Origin of the sequence: Burkholderia sp. BCC1985 (assembly GCF_905339915.1) — a bacterium.
In the GTDB taxonomy this organism is placed as follows: Bacteria; Pseudomonadota; Gammaproteobacteria; order Burkholderiales; family Burkholderiaceae; genus Burkholderia.
The window spans coordinates 1-16,478 of record NZ_CAJPGY010000078.1 but is presented as its reverse complement, the minus strand read 5'-3'; the positions used below and the strand labels follow the sequence as shown (position 1 = coordinate 16,478).

Genomic DNA, 16,478 nt, shown 5'->3' with positions numbered 1-16,478 from the left:
GGGCGCGCGATACAGCGGCCGGTTGGTCGGGTTGATGCCTTGCACGGTCATCCACCCCATCGTTCGATCATCCAGCCCGCCGTGCCAAAGATCGGGCAGACTGGCGCAGCCGTTCGTGAACGGGCCGCCGCCCCAATAGTCCTTCTCGTTCAGGAAGATCTTGTCGCCGTACTCCTTCAGTTCCGCGGCAGTCGCGCGATAGCCCCAGCGGAAATGAATGACGGGCGAGAACGACGGCTCGGGCTTGACGTAGTTATTGGGAAGCAGCTTCGGATTGAGAAACCCATCCGGCGTCACGCTCTCCGTGTACTTCGCGGGCGTCAATTGCCCCGCATCGATACCGTGATACATCATCTGATCGTCCAGACGCCCGAGCCTGCGATTCAGGCCTTTGCACAGCCCGTCCTCCGACGCCTCGAACCATTCGCCTTCGGAATTCACCCCATGCACGAAGATCACGATACCGGGCAAAGGCAATTGCTTGATGCAGATGAGCGGCGTGTTCTTCGCGAACATCGTCACGCCTTCGCCCCGGCCGACGACGATCGGCGGCGGTGCCGGCCGCGACACAGCTACGTCGTAAGCATTGACTTTCGCCGCAGGTTGGTCGCGATGAGCAGTCGCCATCAGCGGAGGGTCAAGAAATGAATCAGTCATGCAGTTTCCTTCGCGATCCTATGTATTGTTTTTGATGAACTGCACAGCCAGTCTCTCGAACTGGTCAGCATCGACGGCCGGAAGTTGGCCCGCCGCATCGCTCGACAAGTTCGATAGCGGTCCGGACGGCCTTTTGACCTCTCCCTCGAATCCCGCAGCCGCGTTGCCGTCGGTGGATCGGACCAGCTTCGGTACGCGGCCAAGCGTGTCCTGACCAAACTTCGGCATGTCCGCACTCATGCTTGCAGGCCCGTCCCACACATGCCCTGCCGACTTCACCGTGAATGTCCCCGGACATCCCAGTTCGATATCCCCACCGCGCAGCTTGAGATACGCCCCGCCGGACGTGACGAACACGACTTCATCGCTCGCCGTGCCGACGAGGTTTCCGCCACTGGCCGTCAACTGAAGGTTCTTCGCCGAATCGACCTGCGTATCGTCGTGCTGCGATTGAATCGTGACCTTCCCGTGATTCGCGATCGCCGACACGCCGTCGCTGTGCGCGAACATCGCGACACCACGACCGGCATGCAGCTTGATGCGCTCGCCGCTGCTGACCTGAACGTGTTGCTGCGCGATCTGATCGATGTTCTCGCCCGCATACATGACGTGCGTCCTGGGCGTGACGTTGAGCGACCCCGACTGCGCGCCGAACGCGATCAACGCGGGCGCATCGCCGGTCGCACCGGGCCGCGCACCGTCAGGCGTCCAGTTGCGGAACGCATCGGCGACGTTGTCCTGACCGGCGGTATCGGCCGACTGTCCGCCATGCTCGCCGGCATAGTCGCCGAGCGATTTGAACAGCGCCGTGCATTCGTCGAGCAGCCGAATCAGTTCGTCTCGATCGAGCTGACCGCCGGTGGCCCGTGTGCGCGCATAGGTCGACAACAGGATGCCCTGCGCCGCGCGCAGTGCCGCGGCGGCGTCGGTGCGCAGCTCGGCACCTTCGCCGCGATCCTTCCCGTGTCCGCTTTCGCGCGGCTGGGTCAGATAGCCGAGATTCAGTTGGGTATGCGCATGTTCGCTCGCCAGCTGCGCCGAGATTTGCGACGGCGTATCGTCGAGACGAAGCTGGTTGTAGCGCCGGCCGTTGATTTCCTTGGTCTTGATGCCCGACAGGAAGCGGTTGCCGGGGAGCGCGCCCGTATGGGTGAACGTGACGGGCGGGTTCGCGCCGTTGCTCAGTACTCCGATGATGACCAGCCGGTCCGGGTCGCCGGACAGACATCCCAGCAGCACTTCCATGCCGACGCGCGGCAGGAAGAGCGCGCCGAAGTTGCCTCCGGCGAGGCTTGTTCCGACACGAATCGGCGCACTGTCGCCGGCCCGGCCGTTCGTTCCGGCGCCTTGCGCGTGCGCATGATCGGCCGGATCGTGCCCGTGGATCAGCACGCGCACGCGGCCGGCCCCGTCGCAAAACACTTCCTCGCCCTGCGCGCCGACGATCGTGCCGGTCAGCAGGTGCACCGGCGGTACGTCGACCTTCGGATCATAGGCGGGCTTGAGCGGCACGCCGCGTCGCACGCACGTGAAACGGTTTTCATAGCGCGTGTCGGTTTGCTCCGGCAGATCGACAGATGCCGGCGCAGCCGTTTGCGCGAGGTTCCGGCTCGCCGCGAACAACGTGTGCGCGCGGCCCGCGAGCGGCTTCGGCAGGTTGTTCCAGATATCGTGCCGAACCGACGTGACGACGAACTGGCGACGATCGGCCGGCCGCATGTCCAGCTCCGGGTCGCCCGTCAGCGTGAACCAGTGGCCGACGGGCAGGTCGCGTACGCTGCTGATTCCGTCGTAACGCTCGGCTTCGAACTGATGCGCCAGTATCCGGTCGCGCGTGATGCGATCGTGATCGCGCCATGAGTCGCCGACGTGCGGGATGTTGATCACGGCGTCAGTCAGCAGGCGCGCAAGGTCGTTCCCCGCTTCGCCCTGGTCAAGGTCCGTGACAGCGGTGGAGTCATCTGCACGCGCTGGCTTGTAGTCCCAGGACGCGCGGCGGACCTGGCCGGGAGACACGCTCTGGCAGTGCGCAAAAAGCGTCACCGTGTCGCGTGGTTCGGTTCCGGCGTCGCGCGGGTGAAGCCGCAGCGTACCGGCCGGCGCTTCCTTCAGGCGATGCGGGTCGTCGCAAAACACGAGCGTATGAATCGGCCACGCGTCGTTCATGCCGCGCACGGCTCCGGCCGGCTCGGCCTTCGCGAAGACCGTGATACCTTCCCGACGCAGCAGACGCCGGATGAAACGAGCGTCCGACTCGTTGACCTGCCGCGTGAGTTCGCGCACCGGATAGCGATCGGCCTGCAAGCCGGACAGGTCGAAATCGAATGCGCGCGTGAGTGCGTGGCTGCGCAGTTTCCACTCGTTCATCAGCGTCGCGAGAATCTCCGTCACGTGGCGCGATCGGAACACGCGGGCGTTGGTGCGACGGTCCATCAACGACAGCGCGTCACACACGTGCAATTGATAGACGGTCAGTTCGCCGTCGGATTGACCGGTTCGCACTTCGCGCACGATCGCATTGATCGCACGCGTACTGCCGCGGTCGGTCGTCAGCCGGACCGATACGGGCAGGCCGAGAAACAGCGTCGGCGACAGATGATCGTGACTCGACACGCAGGTCAGTTCGCCGTCGATGCCGGACATCAGGCCTTCGCGGATATCGGCGTGATGGAGCGCAAGCAAGTGGCCGACCGCGCGCTGCGCCCGGCCGAAATGGAGATCGACGGGGCGCGTGCTCCCGTCGGTCAGACTGGTCGCAAATTCCCGAAATGTTCTTGCTATCGACATCGCCATAATCTCATTGCTTTTTTATTGATTGGGATTTGTTTGAAATGTGATCCTGTTTGAAATGAGGAAATTGGATAGAAAATTCGCGTCGAGAATATCAAGCTTGCAGGTCTTGATAAATGTATTTTTGTTTTTATGTGAATAGACGGTTGGTTCGAAACGGTATTTTTCCTTTTTCGGCGATTTGGGTGGTTTTGAAAAGTCTTGTATTGATCGGCGAAAATTAGGGTATAAGTTGGTTATGTCGGATTGTGTGTTTGTCGTGCGGGCTTTTTTATTTAAATAAAATCGATTTTCGGATTTTGAAGATAAGATCCGTCTGATATCGAAGAAAATGGCGGCTCATTGCGTTGACGAAAAACATGTGGACGGATTGCTTCGTGCCCGCTCGGAGCGCATCGGCCGGTTGCCGGTCTCGTCATTCGACGCCACCTGATCAGCGCGCGGCCGGGCGGCGCGCTGAACCGCGTTCATCGGTCGCGCAAGCGGCGTCGCCTGCGGGCGCCGCTGATGTCTATGAGGGATTCCCCCGTAACCGGGGAAGGCGCGCTGCTTCAACGCCGCCGCCGTTCGCACAGCGCTTCTCCACCGACCTTTCCCGCCCGCAGCCGCGATTATTTGCGTTTCGCGAATGGCGCGTTCGCCGGTTGTTCCATACCCGATCCGCGTGCGCGCACCTATCGTTCGGGCGTCGGCTGATTGAATTCGACGCCTGCACCCGGAAAGAAGCCGGACAGGCGGCCGCCACTTCCTCGCGACTCACGTCGCGTCGCACACCCAAGACAACGGACCTGGCTGATGCGCGGACGCCCCGGCGCGCGCAAGCGGACCAATCCACGGAGACAGACATGAAAGCAAACGAGTGGGATACCTCCTATGAGTGGAAGGCGGTGACGCTGCTGGCGCTCGGCTTCGGCCTGGTCGGCCTCGACCGCTGGCTCATCGCGCCGCTGTTCCCTTCGATCATGAAGGATCTGCACCTGAGCGCGCAGGACGTCGGCAACTGCATCGGCGTGCTCGGCCTGTCGTGGGGCATCTTCGCGGCGCTGATGGGCGGCATCTCCGACAAGATCGGCCGCCGCAAGGTCCTGATTCCCGCGATCATCGTGTTCTCGCTGCTGTCCGGCTTCTCGGGCCTCGCGGGCGGCTTGCTCGGCCTGATCGCGATCCGCGGGCTGATGGGCGTCGCCGAAGGCTCGTTCTGCCCGACCAGCTTCGCGGCCACCGCCGACGCGTCGCACCCGCGGCGGCGCGGCCTGAACCTCGGGCTGCAGCAAAGCGGCTTCGCGCTGTTCGGGCTGGCGCTGTCGCCGATCATCGCGACCCAACTGCTCAACGTCGTGTCGTGGCGCTGGGTGTTCGCGCTCGTGGCGATTCCCGGGCTGATCCTCGGCGCGATCATGTTCTTCGTGATCCGCGAACCGAAGCGCGCGAAGGAGGTCGTGTCGGAGCACGCGCCGGCGTCGCTCGGCCATGTGCTCAAGAGCCGCAACATCCTGGTCGCGATGGCCGCCCTGTGTTGCGCGATGACCGGCGTGTTCGTGCTCGGCGCGCTGCTGCCGCTGTACCTGACGGATTACCTTGCACTCGGCACGCAGAAGATGGGCCTCGTGGTGTCGGCGATCGGCTTCGGCGGCTTTCTCGGGCAGTTCGGGCTGCCGGGCCTGTCCGACGTGGTGGGCCGCCGCCTCGCGAGCATCGCGGGCTTCGCCGGCACGGCGGTGATGCTCTACATCTTCCGCGGCCTCGGTCCGCAACCGGTCGTGCTGTTCGTTGTCCTGTTCGTCGCGTCGTTCTTCACGCTCGGGCTGGTGTCGCTGCTGTCGGGCCCCGTCGCGACCGAAGCCGCGCCCGTCGGCCTCGTGTCGACGTCGATCGGCGTGGTGGTCGGTTGCGGCGAGATCTTCGGCGGCGGCATCGCGCCGGCGATGGGCGGCTACGTCGCCGCGCACTTCGGGATCCAGAACATTCTGTGGCTGCCGATGGGCGCGGTGCTGCTCGGCATCGTGGTCAGCATGCTGCTGCGGGAGACGGCCCCGGCCGTGTTGCAGCGCCGCGTGGGCGTGCAGCCGGAGCTGTCGGCGGGCAAGCAGCCGTAACGTGCCGCGCGGTCGTACCGGTTCCCGGTGGCCGGCGGCCGGCGGGATTGACACCCGTCAGGTGACAGTGTGACGCGTTCGGCGTGACCCACCCGGCCGGCAGGTGCGGTTAGACTGCCGGTTTGGCTTTCGGGAAAGGTGCGGCATGGACCGGTTTCTGAGCATCGAGGCGTTCGTCAGGGTCGCGGAGGCGAGCAGCTTCGCGGAAGCGGCGCGGCAGCTTGGGGTCACCAGTTCGGTCGTGACGAACCGCATCCAGCAGCTGGAGAAGTTCGTCAACGCGCCGCTGTTCCATCGCAGCACGCGCCACGTGCGGCTGTCCGAAGTGGGCGAGACCTTCTACCGCGAATGCGCGGAAGTCGTGGGGCGCGTCAACGAGCTGACCGACCAGATGCGCGAGCTGCGCGCGACGCCGACCGGGCGGCTGCGCATCCAGATGTTGCCCGGCTTCGCGCTCGATCACTTCGGCGTGCCGCTCGCCGAATTCAATCGCCGCTATCCGGGCATCCAGCTCGACATCATCGTCAATGACCGTGTCGTGGACCCTGTCGAAGAAGGGTTCGACATCGCGTTCCAGATCTTTCCGCCGATATCCGAGTCGCTGATCGAGCGGCGCCTGTTCGTGGTCCGACGCCTGTTTTGCGCGTCGCCGGCCTACCTCGATGCGCATGGTGCGCCACAACATCCGCGCGAATTGCTGCAGCACACCACGGCGCTGTACTCGGGTTATCCATCACGCAACCGCTGGACGCTGACGCGCGGCAACGAAGTCGTCGAAATGGAGCTGCCGGGCATGATCCGCTCGAACTCCGTGCACTTGCTGCGCGAGTACGCGCTGACGGGCGGCGGCGTCGTGTGCCTGCCCACGCTGGTCGCGAGCGACGCGCTCGTCGCGGGCCGGCTGGTGCCCATCCTCACCGACTTCCAGATCGCGCCGCTGAGCTTCGCCGCCGTTTATCCCGCAACGCAGCGACAGGCATTGAAGGTGAAGGCGCTGGTCGAATTCCTCGTCGAATACATCGGCGACGAGTCGCCGTGGGATCGTCCGCTGCTGGAGCGTGGCTGGGTTCGTTGAGCGAAGCGATTATTCGCGAAACGCAAATGCCGTAGTCGCGCTCCGTTGCCTTGTTGACGGGCGTCGTCGCCCCTAAAGTTGAATCCAACAAGCGGTTCAACTCAGGAGACAGCAATGACCGACACGGCATTCCACACCGTCTTTGGCTCGCTCGACGGCTACACGAAGGGCGAGATCGAAATCACCAGCGGCAGCGCAAAACACTACGCGTTCTCGAACGTCTTCGAGATCGCATCGAAGTCGGCGCCCTACGAAAAGGTCGTCGCCGGCAAGAACCTCGAATACGTGATCGAAGTGCTGCGCACCGAAGGCCAGTCGCCGTGGTTCGCGTGCGCGCACGACGAGTTCGCGATCCAGATGGATGGCGAAGTCCGCATCGACTTCATCAAGCTCGACAACCCGCCCGCCACCGGCCGCGGCACCGTGAGCGCCGGCACGCAGCCGGCGGGCCGCGAGATGGGTTATGTCGTGCTGCGCAAGGGCCACCAGGCACTGCTGCCGGCCGGCTGCGCGTATCGCTTCACCGCCGGCAAGCCGGGCGTCGCGCTCGTGCAGACCGTGCTCGGCGAGCTGTCCGTCGAGAAGTGGGCCGACATCTGCCTGCACTGATCGATTCGATCGCGAAGATTCAACTATTCCAGGAGACACGTTATGGCCACCCTCGAGACCCTCGATCTTTCCGCAGGCTTCGCCGCCGATCTGGTGCAGGCCACGCAAGCCGATGCCGTCACCGGTTACCGCCGCTTCCACCTCGGTGAATTCGCGTTCCAGCGCGACGAGTATTTCGTGAAAATCAGCTGGCCGGCGAAAGGCCAGACCCGCACGCACGCGATTCCCGCGGACGCATTCCTGCGCGCGATGATGCGCGACGTCGCGTGGGGCTTCTTCTACGGCTGGGTGAATTTCGATCACGTGTTCGGCACGCGCAATCACTACGGCAAGGTCGACGTCTATGCGGGCACGTTCAACGGGATCCTGAAGGAAGCCGGCGTCGACTACACCGAGACGTTCGAAACGCCGACGATCATGGCGACCTTCAAGGCGATGCTGCACGACTGGACCAACGAAGGCTTCGATCCGTTCGCGGCGCCGGAGGAAACCGGCACGGCGTTCGGGCGCAAGCACGGCGAGAACGGCTCCGCGATCGAACGCACGCGCATCGCGACGCGCCGCATGCCGGGCCTCGAAGGCGACTCGCCGCTGCGCGACGATCTGCCGGTGAACCGCGCGTTCCTCGACGTCGCTCAGGACGAGCCGGAAGTGCACGTGAAGCCGGGCTTCGAAGGCGAGCTGCATGCGTTCAACCTGTTCAAGTATCTGTCGCGTTCGGACGTGACGTGGAATCCGTCGGTGACCTCCGTGTGCGGGCGCAGCCTGTTCTGCCCGACCACCGAGGAATTCATCCTGCCGGTATTCCACGGCAACGACCGCGTCGAATGGTTCCTGCAACTGTCCGACGAAATCGTGTGGGACATCGGCGACAAGAACACCGGCGCGCCGCGCGCGCGCGTCACGATGCGGGCCGGCGACATCTGCGCGATGCCCGCCGACATCCGGCACCAGGGCTACTCGACGAAGCGTTCGATGCTGCTGGTCTGGGAAAACGCGACGCCGAACCTTCCGCAGCGATACGAGAGCGGCGAGCTGGCGCCGTATCCGATCGAGTTCTGAGCCGCGCCGGCTCGCACAAGCACACCATCGAGGACGATTCATGCAAACCCAACTCTTCATCGACGGCCGTTTCGTCGACGCCGTCGAGCGCGGCACGATCGACGTGCTCAATCCGCACGACGGCTCGCTGATCACGAAGATCGCCGCCGCCACCGCGGCGGACGTGGACCTCGCGGTGGAAGCCGCGACCCGCGCATTCCCGAAGTGGTCGGCGATGCCGGCGGCCGAGCGCGGCCGGCTGCTGCTGCGCCTCGCGGACGCGATCGAAGCCAACGCGGAGGAACTCGCGCAGCTCGAATCGCTGGACACCGGCCACCCGATCCGCGATTCGCGCGCGCTCGACGTGCCGCGCACGGCCGGCTGCTTCCGCTACTTCGGCGGCATGGCCGACAAGCTGCAGGGCTCGGTGATTCCGGTCGAAACCGGCTTCCTGAACTATGTGCAGCGCGCGCCAATCGGCGTCGTCGGCCAGATCGTGCCGTGGAATTTCCCGCTGATGTTCACGAGCTGGAAGATGGGCCCGGCGTTGGCGGCAGGCAACACCGTCGTGCTCAAGCCGTCGGAGATCACACCGCTGTCGACGCTGCGCATCGTCGAACTGATGGCCGAAGTCGGGTTTCCCGAAGGCGTCGTCAATATCGTTCCCGGCTACGGGCATACGGCCGGCCAGCGTCTCGCCGAACACCCCGGTGTCGGGAAGATCGCGTTCACCGGTTCGACGGCGACGGGCCGCCGGATCGTCGAGGCGTCGCAGGGCAACCTGAAGCGCGTGCAGCTGGAGCTGGGCGGCAAGGGCGCGAACATCGTGTTCGACGACGCGAACCTCGACGCCGCCATCAACGGCGCCGCGTGGGCGATCTTCCACAACCAGGGGCAGGCGTGCATCGCCGGTTCGCGGCTCGTGCTGCATGAGCGCATCGCCGACGAATTCCTCGAGCGCTTCGTGTCGCTGGCGTCGTCGATCCGCGTCGGCAACCCGCTGGACCCGGACACCGAGATGGGCCCGCTGACGTCGAAGCAGCACCTCGACCGCGTGCTGTCGTTCGTCGACGTCGCGCGCGAGCAGGGCGGCCGCGTGCTCGCGGGCGGCAGCGCGCCGCAGGATGCGGCACTCGCGAACGGTTACTACGTGCGCCCGACCGTCATCGAAGCGAAGAACGCCGCCGATCGTGTCGCGCAGGAGGAAGTGTTCGGCCCGTTCGTCACCGTGCTGCGCTTCGGCAGCGACGAGGAAGCGCTGTCGATCGCCAACGCGACCGAATACGGGCTCGGCAGCGGCCTGTGGACCAACGATCTCTCCCGCGCGCACCGGATGGCGTCGCGGATCGACGCGGGCATGTGCTGGATCAACTGCTACAAGCGCGTCAATCCGGGCAGCCCGTTCGGCGGCATCGGCAAGTCGGGCTATGGCCGCGAGATGGGTTTCGAGGCGATGCACGACTATACGGAAGCACGCTCGGTGTGGGTCAACGTCGACGGCAAGGTGCCGCCGCACTTCAAGCGCTGAGGCCGAGATGGAGCGCTTCGTCTATCAGGGAACGCCGTCCCGCGTCGTGTTCGAATGGGGCGCGCTCGAACGGCTGCCGGACGAGTTGTCCGCGCTCGGCGCGCAGCGGGCGCTGATTCTGTCGACGCCCGAGCAGCAGCCGCTCGCCGAACGTGTCCGGGCCGTGCTCGGCGAGCGTGCGGCCGGCGTGTGCGCGCAGGCCGTGATGCACGTGCCGGTCGAGGTGGCGCGCGCCGCGCGCGAGATGGCCGCCGAGCTGGGCGCGGACTGCTGCATCGCGATCGGCGGCGGCTCTACGATCGGGCTCGGCAAGGCGATTGCGCTCGAGTCGTCGCTGCCGATCCTCGCCGTGCCGACGACTTACGCGGGCTCGGAGATGACGCCGATCTTCGGGCTCACGGAAGGCCGGCTCAAGCGCACCGGACGAGACGCGCGCGTGTTGCCGCGTACGGTGCTGTATGACCCGTCCCTGACGCTGTCGCTGCCGCCGGGGATTTCGGCGGCGTCGGGCGTCAATGCGATGGCGCATGCGGTCGAGGCGCTCTACGCGGAAGATGCGAACCCGGTGATCAGCCTGATGGCCGAGGAGTCGATTCGTGCGCTCGGCGAAGCGCTGCCGGCGATCGTGCGCGCGCCCGACGACCGCGAGATGCGCAGCCGCGCGTTGTATGGCGCTTGGCTCGCCGGCACGTGCCTGGGTGCGGTCGGCATGGCGCTGCATCACAAGCTCTGTCATACGCTCGGCGGCACCTTCAACCTGCCGCACGCACAGACGCACGCCGCGATGCTGCCGCATACCGCGCACTACAACCATGCGGCGGCGCCCGACGCGCTGCGCCGCGTCGCGCGGGCGCTGGGCGGCACCGACGCGGCCGACGCCGGCCCGCTGCTGTTCCGGTTGAACCGGCAACTGGGCTTGTCGGCGGCGCTGGCCGACATCGGAATGCCGGAAGCGGGCCTCGACGAAGCTGCCGACCTCGCGTGCCGGAACCCGTACGCGAATCCGCGGCCGATCGAGCGCGCGCCGATCCGCGAGTTGCTTCAGCATGCGTGGGAAGGGCGCGAGCCGCAGTGAGCGGCCGGCTGCATACAAAGGAGACGAACGTGACGAATGATCATCATGATGACGGCGACACGCGGTTGACCGAGCAGGTCGTCGCCAGCTTCGACGGTACGCCGAACCCGCGCTTGCGCGTGCTGATGCAGAGCCTCGTGCGGCACCTGCATGCGTTCGTCCGCGAAACGGAGCTGACCGAGGCCGAGTGGATGGCCGCGATTCGCTTCCTGACCGAAACCGGGCAGATGTGCGACGACGTCGTGCGCCAGGAATTCATCCTGCTGTCGGACACGCTCGGCGTGTCGATGCTGGTCGATGCGATCAACCATCGCTTCGCCACCGGCGCGACGGAAACGACCGTGTTCGGCCCGTTCTACATCGAGGGCATGCCCGAGCGCGCGTATGGCGAGAACATGGCGTTCACGCCCGGCACGCCGGTCGTCGTGCATGGCCGCGTGCTCACGACCGACGGCGCGCCGGTGCGGGACGCCGTGCTCGACGTCTGGCAGACCGCCGAAAACGGCATGTATTCCGGGCAGGATACGGCGCAGCCGCACGGCAACCTGCGCGGCCGCTACCGGACCGATGCCGAAGGTCGTTACGCGATCACGACGATCCTGCCGGTCAGCTATCCGATTCCGACCGACGGCCCGGTCGGGAAGATGCTCGATGCCACCGGGCGCCATCCGTGGCGGCCCGCGCATTTGCATTTCATGATCGATGCGCCGGGCTACCGCAAGCTCGTCACGCATCTGTTCGACGAGAACGACGCGTATCTGCAGTCGGATGCCGTCTTCGGCGTGAAGCCGTCGCTGATGGTCGCCTATCGGCCGCGTGCGGCGGGTGACGAACTCGCGCGCCGGGTCGGCTTGAGCGGCCCGTATCGCGAGGCGACGTACGACTTCGTGCTCGACCGGAGCTGACCGACATGGCGCGATTCTTTGCGGTGTTTGCGACGGACCAGCCCGGCATGCGCGAGGTGCGCGACCGCGTGCGGCCGACGCATCGGACCTACCTGCGTTCCGCCGCGCAGCACGGCGTGTATGTGCGGCTCGGCGGGCCGACGCTCGATCCGCAGGGCGATGCGATGAACGGCACGCTGCTCGTCGTCGAGGCGGACGACATCGATGCGGTGATGCAGTTCGTCGGCAACGATCCGTATGTGAAGGAAGGGCTGTTCTCGCGGGTCGAGGTGCGTCCGTGGGACTGGAGCCTCGGCAATCCCGAGCGGAGAGCGTGAGTCATGGGTGCCACGCAACTCTGTCGCTTCGCCGATGTGCCGGATGGTGGCGCGCGGGTCGTCGATGAGGCGTGCATCGGACGTCCCGTCATCGTCGTGCGGCGCGGGGAGCAGGTGTGGGCTTACGTGAATCGTTGCCCGCATTTCTCGGTTCCGCTCGATTTCGTGCCGGGCAGCGTTTCCTGTTATCGATCCCAGGTGCTGATGTGCGCGCATCACAGTGCGCTGTTCCGGTTCGACGACGGGGTGTGTATCGACGGGCCGTGCTCGGGTGCCGGGCTGGAAGCCGTGGCCGTCGAGGTGGATGCGGCGGCGTGGGTGATCTGTCGGAGCGCCTGAACCGGCGGACGGCCCGATCGCATCTGGCTGGATGAAATCGGAAATACGCGGGATTTCATTCGTTAAAGTCGATAAGCAAAACTAAATGAATTTTATTGTACCGGCCCGGATGCAAGCCTGATCCGGGTGGGGGAAGGTGTTGTTTCACGAAGCATGAGCGGATCGTTCGCGACGTGGCGGGCGACCGGCTCGAATTTCAAAAAAAGACGGAGACGCAATGAAGCTCAGGTTTGGAGTATTCGCGATGCTGGCCATCGCGCAGGGTGCGTACGCACAGAGCAGCGTGACCATGTTCGGTCTGATCGACAGCGGCATCTCGTACGTCAGCAACGAGGGCGGCGGGAAGAACGTCAAGTTCGACGACGGCATCTTCACGCCGAACCTGTTCGGCTTTCGCGGCACGGAAGATCTCGGCGGCGGATATCACGCGACGTTCGCGCTCGTGAACCAGTTCTCGATGGCGAACGGCAGCATCATCGGGACCGGGATCTTCGGACGTAATGCATACGTGGGCATCGAGAGCGACCGGTTCGGCAGCGTCAGGCTCGGGAATCAGTACGACTTCATGGTCGATTCGCTGTTTGCGAAGGGGAATGCGATCTCGATGGACATCTCGGGGCTGTACGGATTCAGGAATGGCCCGTTCCAGCGTCTCGCGCTGCCCGGTAACCCGACCGGCGCGTTCGACTGGGATCGCACGGCAGGCAGCAAGCCGGTCGCGAATTCGGTCAAATACACTTCGCCGACGGTCGCGGGGTTTTCCGGCGGTGTGATGTATGCGTTCGGCGGCGTGGCCGGTTCCATCGGCGCGGACAATGCCGTGAGCGCGGGCTTGAACTACGAAGTCGGCGCGCTCGGCATCGGTGCCGCATATACGAACGAGAAGTACGGCCCGGCGCCCGGCACGCCGTCGACCAGCGTGCGCAACTGGGGTGTCGGGATGCACTACGACTTCGGTGCGGTGAGCGCGAAGGCGCTGCTGACCACCGTGCACAATTCGTTCAACGATGCCGGCGTGTGGATGGCCGAGGCCGGCGGCGTGTGGCGCATCAGGCCGGACGTGTTTCTCGGCGCGAAGTACATGTACATGAAGGGCAACGAAGCCGTGAACGACAACCATGCGCATCAGGTCAGCGTCGCGCTTCAATACCTGTTCACGAAGCGGACGATGGTCTACGTGTCCGCCGATTATCAGCGCGCGAACAGCGGCGCGAACGCGCAGATCAACGGCGTGCTCGATCCGAACGGGGCGTCGAGTTCAGCGAGTCAGGCGGTGGCGCGGGTCGGCCTGCATACGATGTTCTGATGGCGCGGCGGGCGGGACCGGCGTCGCGGTCCGCCCGCCAACCGGCTACCGCGCCGCTGCGGCCGCCTCCTTGGCCTTGTCCTGTTCCGCCGCCAGCGCCGCATCCGCCGCCTGCGCGCGCTGGATCGCCGGGCGCGCCAGCACGCGATCGATGTACGCGCGAATGCGCGGCGTTTCGGGTACCAGCTTGAACATCGTCGTCCAGTTCAGTGCCGAGCCCCACAGCACGTCGACCGCCGTAAAGCGCTCGCCCAGCAGGTAGGGCCCTTTCGCCAGTTGCGCATCGATCCGCATCATCACGGTATCGAAGTCGCCGTACGGCGACGTCGAGTAGGCGGCGGGCGGGCGATTCATCGAGCGGTCGACGATGGCCGGCTCGAGGCACGAGCCATAGAACGTCATCCAGGTCAGATACGGCCCGCGCAGCGAATCGCCCGGCGCCGGCGACAGGCCGGCTTCCGGATACAACTCGGCCGCGTACATGTAGACGGCGGCCTGCTCGGTGACGATCACGTCGCCATGACGCAGCGCGGGAACCTTGCCCAGGGGGTTGATGCCGAGGTAGTCGGCTTCGTGATGTTTGCCGGTGGAGAGGTCGAACGCGTGCAGTTCATAGTCGGCACTCAGTTCTTCCAGCAGCATCCGCGCGCCGGCCGAGCGGCTGCGGGGGGAGTGGAACAGGGTCAAGTGGCGGTCTTGCGGCATCGCGGGCTCCGGTGTGCATTCGGGACAGGTCGCCCAATTTAGGACAGCCGCGCGGCTTCGTCTTGGAAAAATCCGCTGCGGCGGTGCATCATCACGCAGTCACCTCAACGGTTCGTCACCATGGCCGACTTGCGTAACGTGACCGAGACGCCCAAAGGCGTCGTCGGCCCGAAAGCCTTCAATCAGCGCTTCCGCCTGAATCGCTATTACCCGTGTGCCGATCTGGCCGGGGTGTTGGATCACCACTGGATCGTCGAATGGGATCTGCGCGACCAGCCGTCGTATGTGCAGCGCACGCTGCCGTATCCGTGCGTGAATCTGGTGTTCGACCGGCGGCGGACGGGGATCTTCGGCGTGGTGTCGGGGGCGTTCGAGACGACGTTGGCCGGGGCCGGGCGCGTGATCGGCTTGCGGTTCCGGCCGGGCGCGTTTCGGGCGTTCTTCGGCAAGCCGGTGCATTTGTCGACCGACAAGGTGCTGCCGGTGTCGACGCTGCTCGATTGCGGCGACGCGCAAGCCGAAGACGCCGTGCTCGGTGCCGAGGATGACGCCGGAATGGTGGCGGCTGCCGAGGCGCTGCTGCTGCGGGTGCTGCCGCCGGCCGATCCGCAGGTCGAACGTATTCATGGCATTTTGCAGATGCTGCAGCAGGATATCGGGCTCACGCAGGTGCGCGATCTGGCCGAGCGCGCGGGGTTGAGCGAGCGCACGTTGCAGCAACTCTTTTCCGACTATGTGGGCGTGACGCCGAAGTGGGTGATCTGTCGTTATCGCCTGCATGAGGCGGCCGACAAACTCGCCGGCGGCGAGCCGGTCGATCTCGCGGAACTGGCGCAGGCGTTGGGGTATTTCGACCAGGCGCATTTCACGCGCGATTTTCGGAAGCTGGTCGGGAAGGCGCCGGCGGAGTATCGGCGGGAGGATCGGCAGGGGTGAGGTTGCGGATGAGCGGGCGTTGGCCTGCTTTCGGGCTGACAATGAACCGGCGAAGGGGCGCTCAGGGCATCGGTGAATTTCAAACAATGGATGCGTTGCCTATCATTCCACCCTATAGTGCTCGTCGTTGACCGATCCGCAAGAAAATCAGGAGCCTTCGTGTTTCATCGGAAATCCAAGTTGGGGCGTTCGAGCTTCGCGTGCGTCGTCGCTTTGACGATGATCCTGGCGCCCGTCGCGGCGCATGCAGAGGCGGAGGCCGTCGACGGCACGACGCACGTCGCGCCTGCTGCCGATCACGACGCGTCGCCCGCACGACCGATCGTCGGCGACGACCCGGTTGCCATTCGGGATGCCCTGAAGAAGCTGCACATCAGCCCCGCGCCGCCTTCCTTGAGCGACCGGGTTCGCGGCCTGGTCTCCGACGCAACCGACCGGTATGCCCCGAATCCCGACCTGGCGGCCGTCGGCCTGGATCGCGACGTGACGTTCGTGGTGCCGGTGCAGTACGGGCTGAGGTACCGGTCGCAGCGGCACCTGTTGACGCTGGACGTCGACCTGTTCGACGCGGAGCACGGCGACCGGACGGGCATCCTGCTCCGGAAGGTCACGAAGGGGCCACGAGGGCGAGGGCTCGTGATCGCCCCCGAAGCGAAGGCGAAAGGGTACATCCAGCAGATCGACATCATCGAACTCGAATCCGGGCATGGCAAAAAGACCACGGTTCGCAGCCGGATGCGGATTTCGCCCGCCGTCTACGCTCAAGCGCATGGCGACTTCGCGCTCGTGTTTTCCGGGCGGCTGGTTCGGCCTTATCTGACCGAGCAAGTCGAGCATGCCGATCCGAGTATCGACGAGCCGACGGACATTACGACCCGGATCTCCAGGGTGCATATGGATATCAATGTGATCTCGCTGGTGAGTCCGTCGAGCGGGGTTGTGTTGGCGAAGAAGCTGAAGTTGTCGAAGTAGGGTTTTTTCGTGTGCAGGGCGGTGATGCCGACCGGCTTGCGGGGGCACGCATGTCGCGTGCTTCGGCGCCGGTCGTCTGCGCGATTGCGTGCGATTGTGGTGCGGTCGGTGTTCGGTCGGCACAGCC

General features: G+C 65.2%; 14 protein-coding genes and 1 pseudogene. 12 read left to right on the top strand and 3 right to left on the bottom strand.

Annotation, left to right across the window (positions count from 1 at the left end):
- Both U4Z31_RS36045 and U4Z31_RS36040 read right to left on the bottom strand, forming a co-directional pair.
- Window positions 1–657, bottom strand: a pseudogene (locus U4Z31_RS36045) (hypothetical protein); the annotation flags it as partial.
- A gap of 18 nt (window positions 658–675) precedes the next feature.
- Window positions 676–3,444, bottom strand: coding sequence for a type VI secretion system Vgr family protein (locus U4Z31_RS36040; protein ID WP_321812894.1), 2,769 nt, complete (start codon window positions 3,442–3,444; stop codon window positions 676–678).
- Between the two features lie 848 nt (window positions 3,445–4,292).
- On the opposite strand from U4Z31_RS36040, the gene U4Z31_RS36035 reads away from it, so the two are divergent.
- The 10 genes from U4Z31_RS36035 to U4Z31_RS35990 all read left to right on the top strand — a co-directional run bounded on the left by U4Z31_RS36035 (window position 4,293) and on the right by U4Z31_RS35990 (window position 13,738).
- Window positions 4,293–5,543: an MFS transporter gene (locus tag U4Z31_RS36035; protein ID WP_321812893.1), complete on the top strand. Its 1,251-nt coding sequence runs from the start codon at window positions 4,293–4,295 to the stop codon at window positions 5,541–5,543.
- Window positions 5,544–5,688: 145 nt separating this feature from the next.
- The gene (locus tag U4Z31_RS36030; protein ID WP_321812892.1) at window positions 5,689–6,618 is read left to right on the top strand and encodes a LysR family transcriptional regulator; all 930 of its coding nucleotides are present in this window, start codon (window positions 5,689–5,691) and stop codon (window positions 6,616–6,618) included.
- A 114-nt stretch (window positions 6,619–6,732) separates the two neighbouring features.
- A complete protein-coding gene (locus tag U4Z31_RS36025; RefSeq protein WP_321812891.1) occupies window positions 6,733–7,227 on the top strand; it encodes a hydroxyquinol 1,2-dioxygenase in 495 nt (164 codons plus the stop codon).
- A gap of 42 nt (window positions 7,228–7,269) precedes the next feature.
- Window positions 7,270–8,289: a hydroxyquinol 1,2-dioxygenase gene (locus tag U4Z31_RS36020; protein WP_044848338.1), complete on the top strand. Its 1,020-nt coding sequence runs from the start codon at window positions 7,270–7,272 to the stop codon at window positions 8,287–8,289.
- A gap of 40 nt (window positions 8,290–8,329) precedes the next feature.
- Window positions 8,330–9,796 carry an aldehyde dehydrogenase family protein gene (locus U4Z31_RS36015; protein ID WP_321812890.1) on the top strand — a complete coding sequence of 489 codons (1,467 nt, stop codon included), beginning with the start codon at window positions 8,330–8,332 and terminating at the stop codon, window positions 9,794–9,796.
- 7 nt (window positions 9,797–9,803) lie between these two features.
- The gene (locus tag U4Z31_RS36010) at window positions 9,804–10,871 is read left to right on the top strand and encodes a maleylacetate reductase (RefSeq protein WP_044848340.1); all 1,068 of its coding nucleotides are present in this window, start codon (window positions 9,804–9,806) and stop codon (window positions 10,869–10,871) included.
- 29 nt (window positions 10,872–10,900) lie between these two features.
- Window positions 10,901–11,776 carry an intradiol ring-cleavage dioxygenase gene (locus U4Z31_RS36005; protein ID WP_044848368.1) on the top strand — a complete coding sequence of 292 codons (876 nt, stop codon included), beginning with the start codon at window positions 10,901–10,903 and terminating at the stop codon, window positions 11,774–11,776.
- 5 nt (window positions 11,777–11,781) lie between these two features.
- Window positions 11,782–12,093, top strand: a complete 312-nt coding sequence (locus U4Z31_RS36000; RefSeq protein WP_321796337.1) for a YciI family protein — start codon at window positions 11,782–11,784, stop codon at window positions 12,091–12,093.
- Between the two features lie 3 nt (window positions 12,094–12,096).
- A complete protein-coding gene (locus U4Z31_RS35995; RefSeq protein ID WP_044848342.1) occupies window positions 12,097–12,432 on the top strand; it encodes a Rieske (2Fe-2S) protein in 336 nt (111 codons plus the stop codon).
- 217 nt (window positions 12,433–12,649) lie between these two features.
- A complete protein-coding gene (locus tag U4Z31_RS35990) occupies window positions 12,650–13,738 on the top strand; it encodes a porin (RefSeq protein WP_321812889.1) in 1,089 nt (362 codons plus the stop codon).
- A gap of 45 nt (window positions 13,739–13,783) precedes the next feature.
- On the opposite strand, the gene U4Z31_RS35985 is transcribed toward U4Z31_RS35990, so the two are convergent.
- The gene (locus U4Z31_RS35985) at window positions 13,784–14,443 is read right to left on the bottom strand and encodes a glutathione S-transferase family protein (RefSeq protein WP_124524199.1); all 660 of its coding nucleotides are present in this window, start codon (window positions 14,441–14,443) and stop codon (window positions 13,784–13,786) included.
- Window positions 14,444–14,563: 120 nt separating this feature from the next.
- On the opposite strand from U4Z31_RS35985, the gene U4Z31_RS35980 reads away from it, so the two are divergent.
- On the top strand, window positions 14,564–15,379 hold the full coding sequence (locus tag U4Z31_RS35980) for a helix-turn-helix domain-containing protein (protein ID WP_321812888.1): 816 nt from the start codon (window positions 14,564–14,566) through the stop codon (window positions 15,377–15,379).
- Between the two features lie 159 nt (window positions 15,380–15,538).
- Window positions 15,539–16,351 (top strand): hypothetical protein, encoded by an 813-nt coding sequence (locus U4Z31_RS35975; RefSeq protein WP_321812887.1) that lies wholly within the window; start codon window positions 15,539–15,541, stop codon window positions 16,349–16,351.
- The last annotated feature ends 127 nt before the right edge of the window (window positions 16,352–16,478 follow it).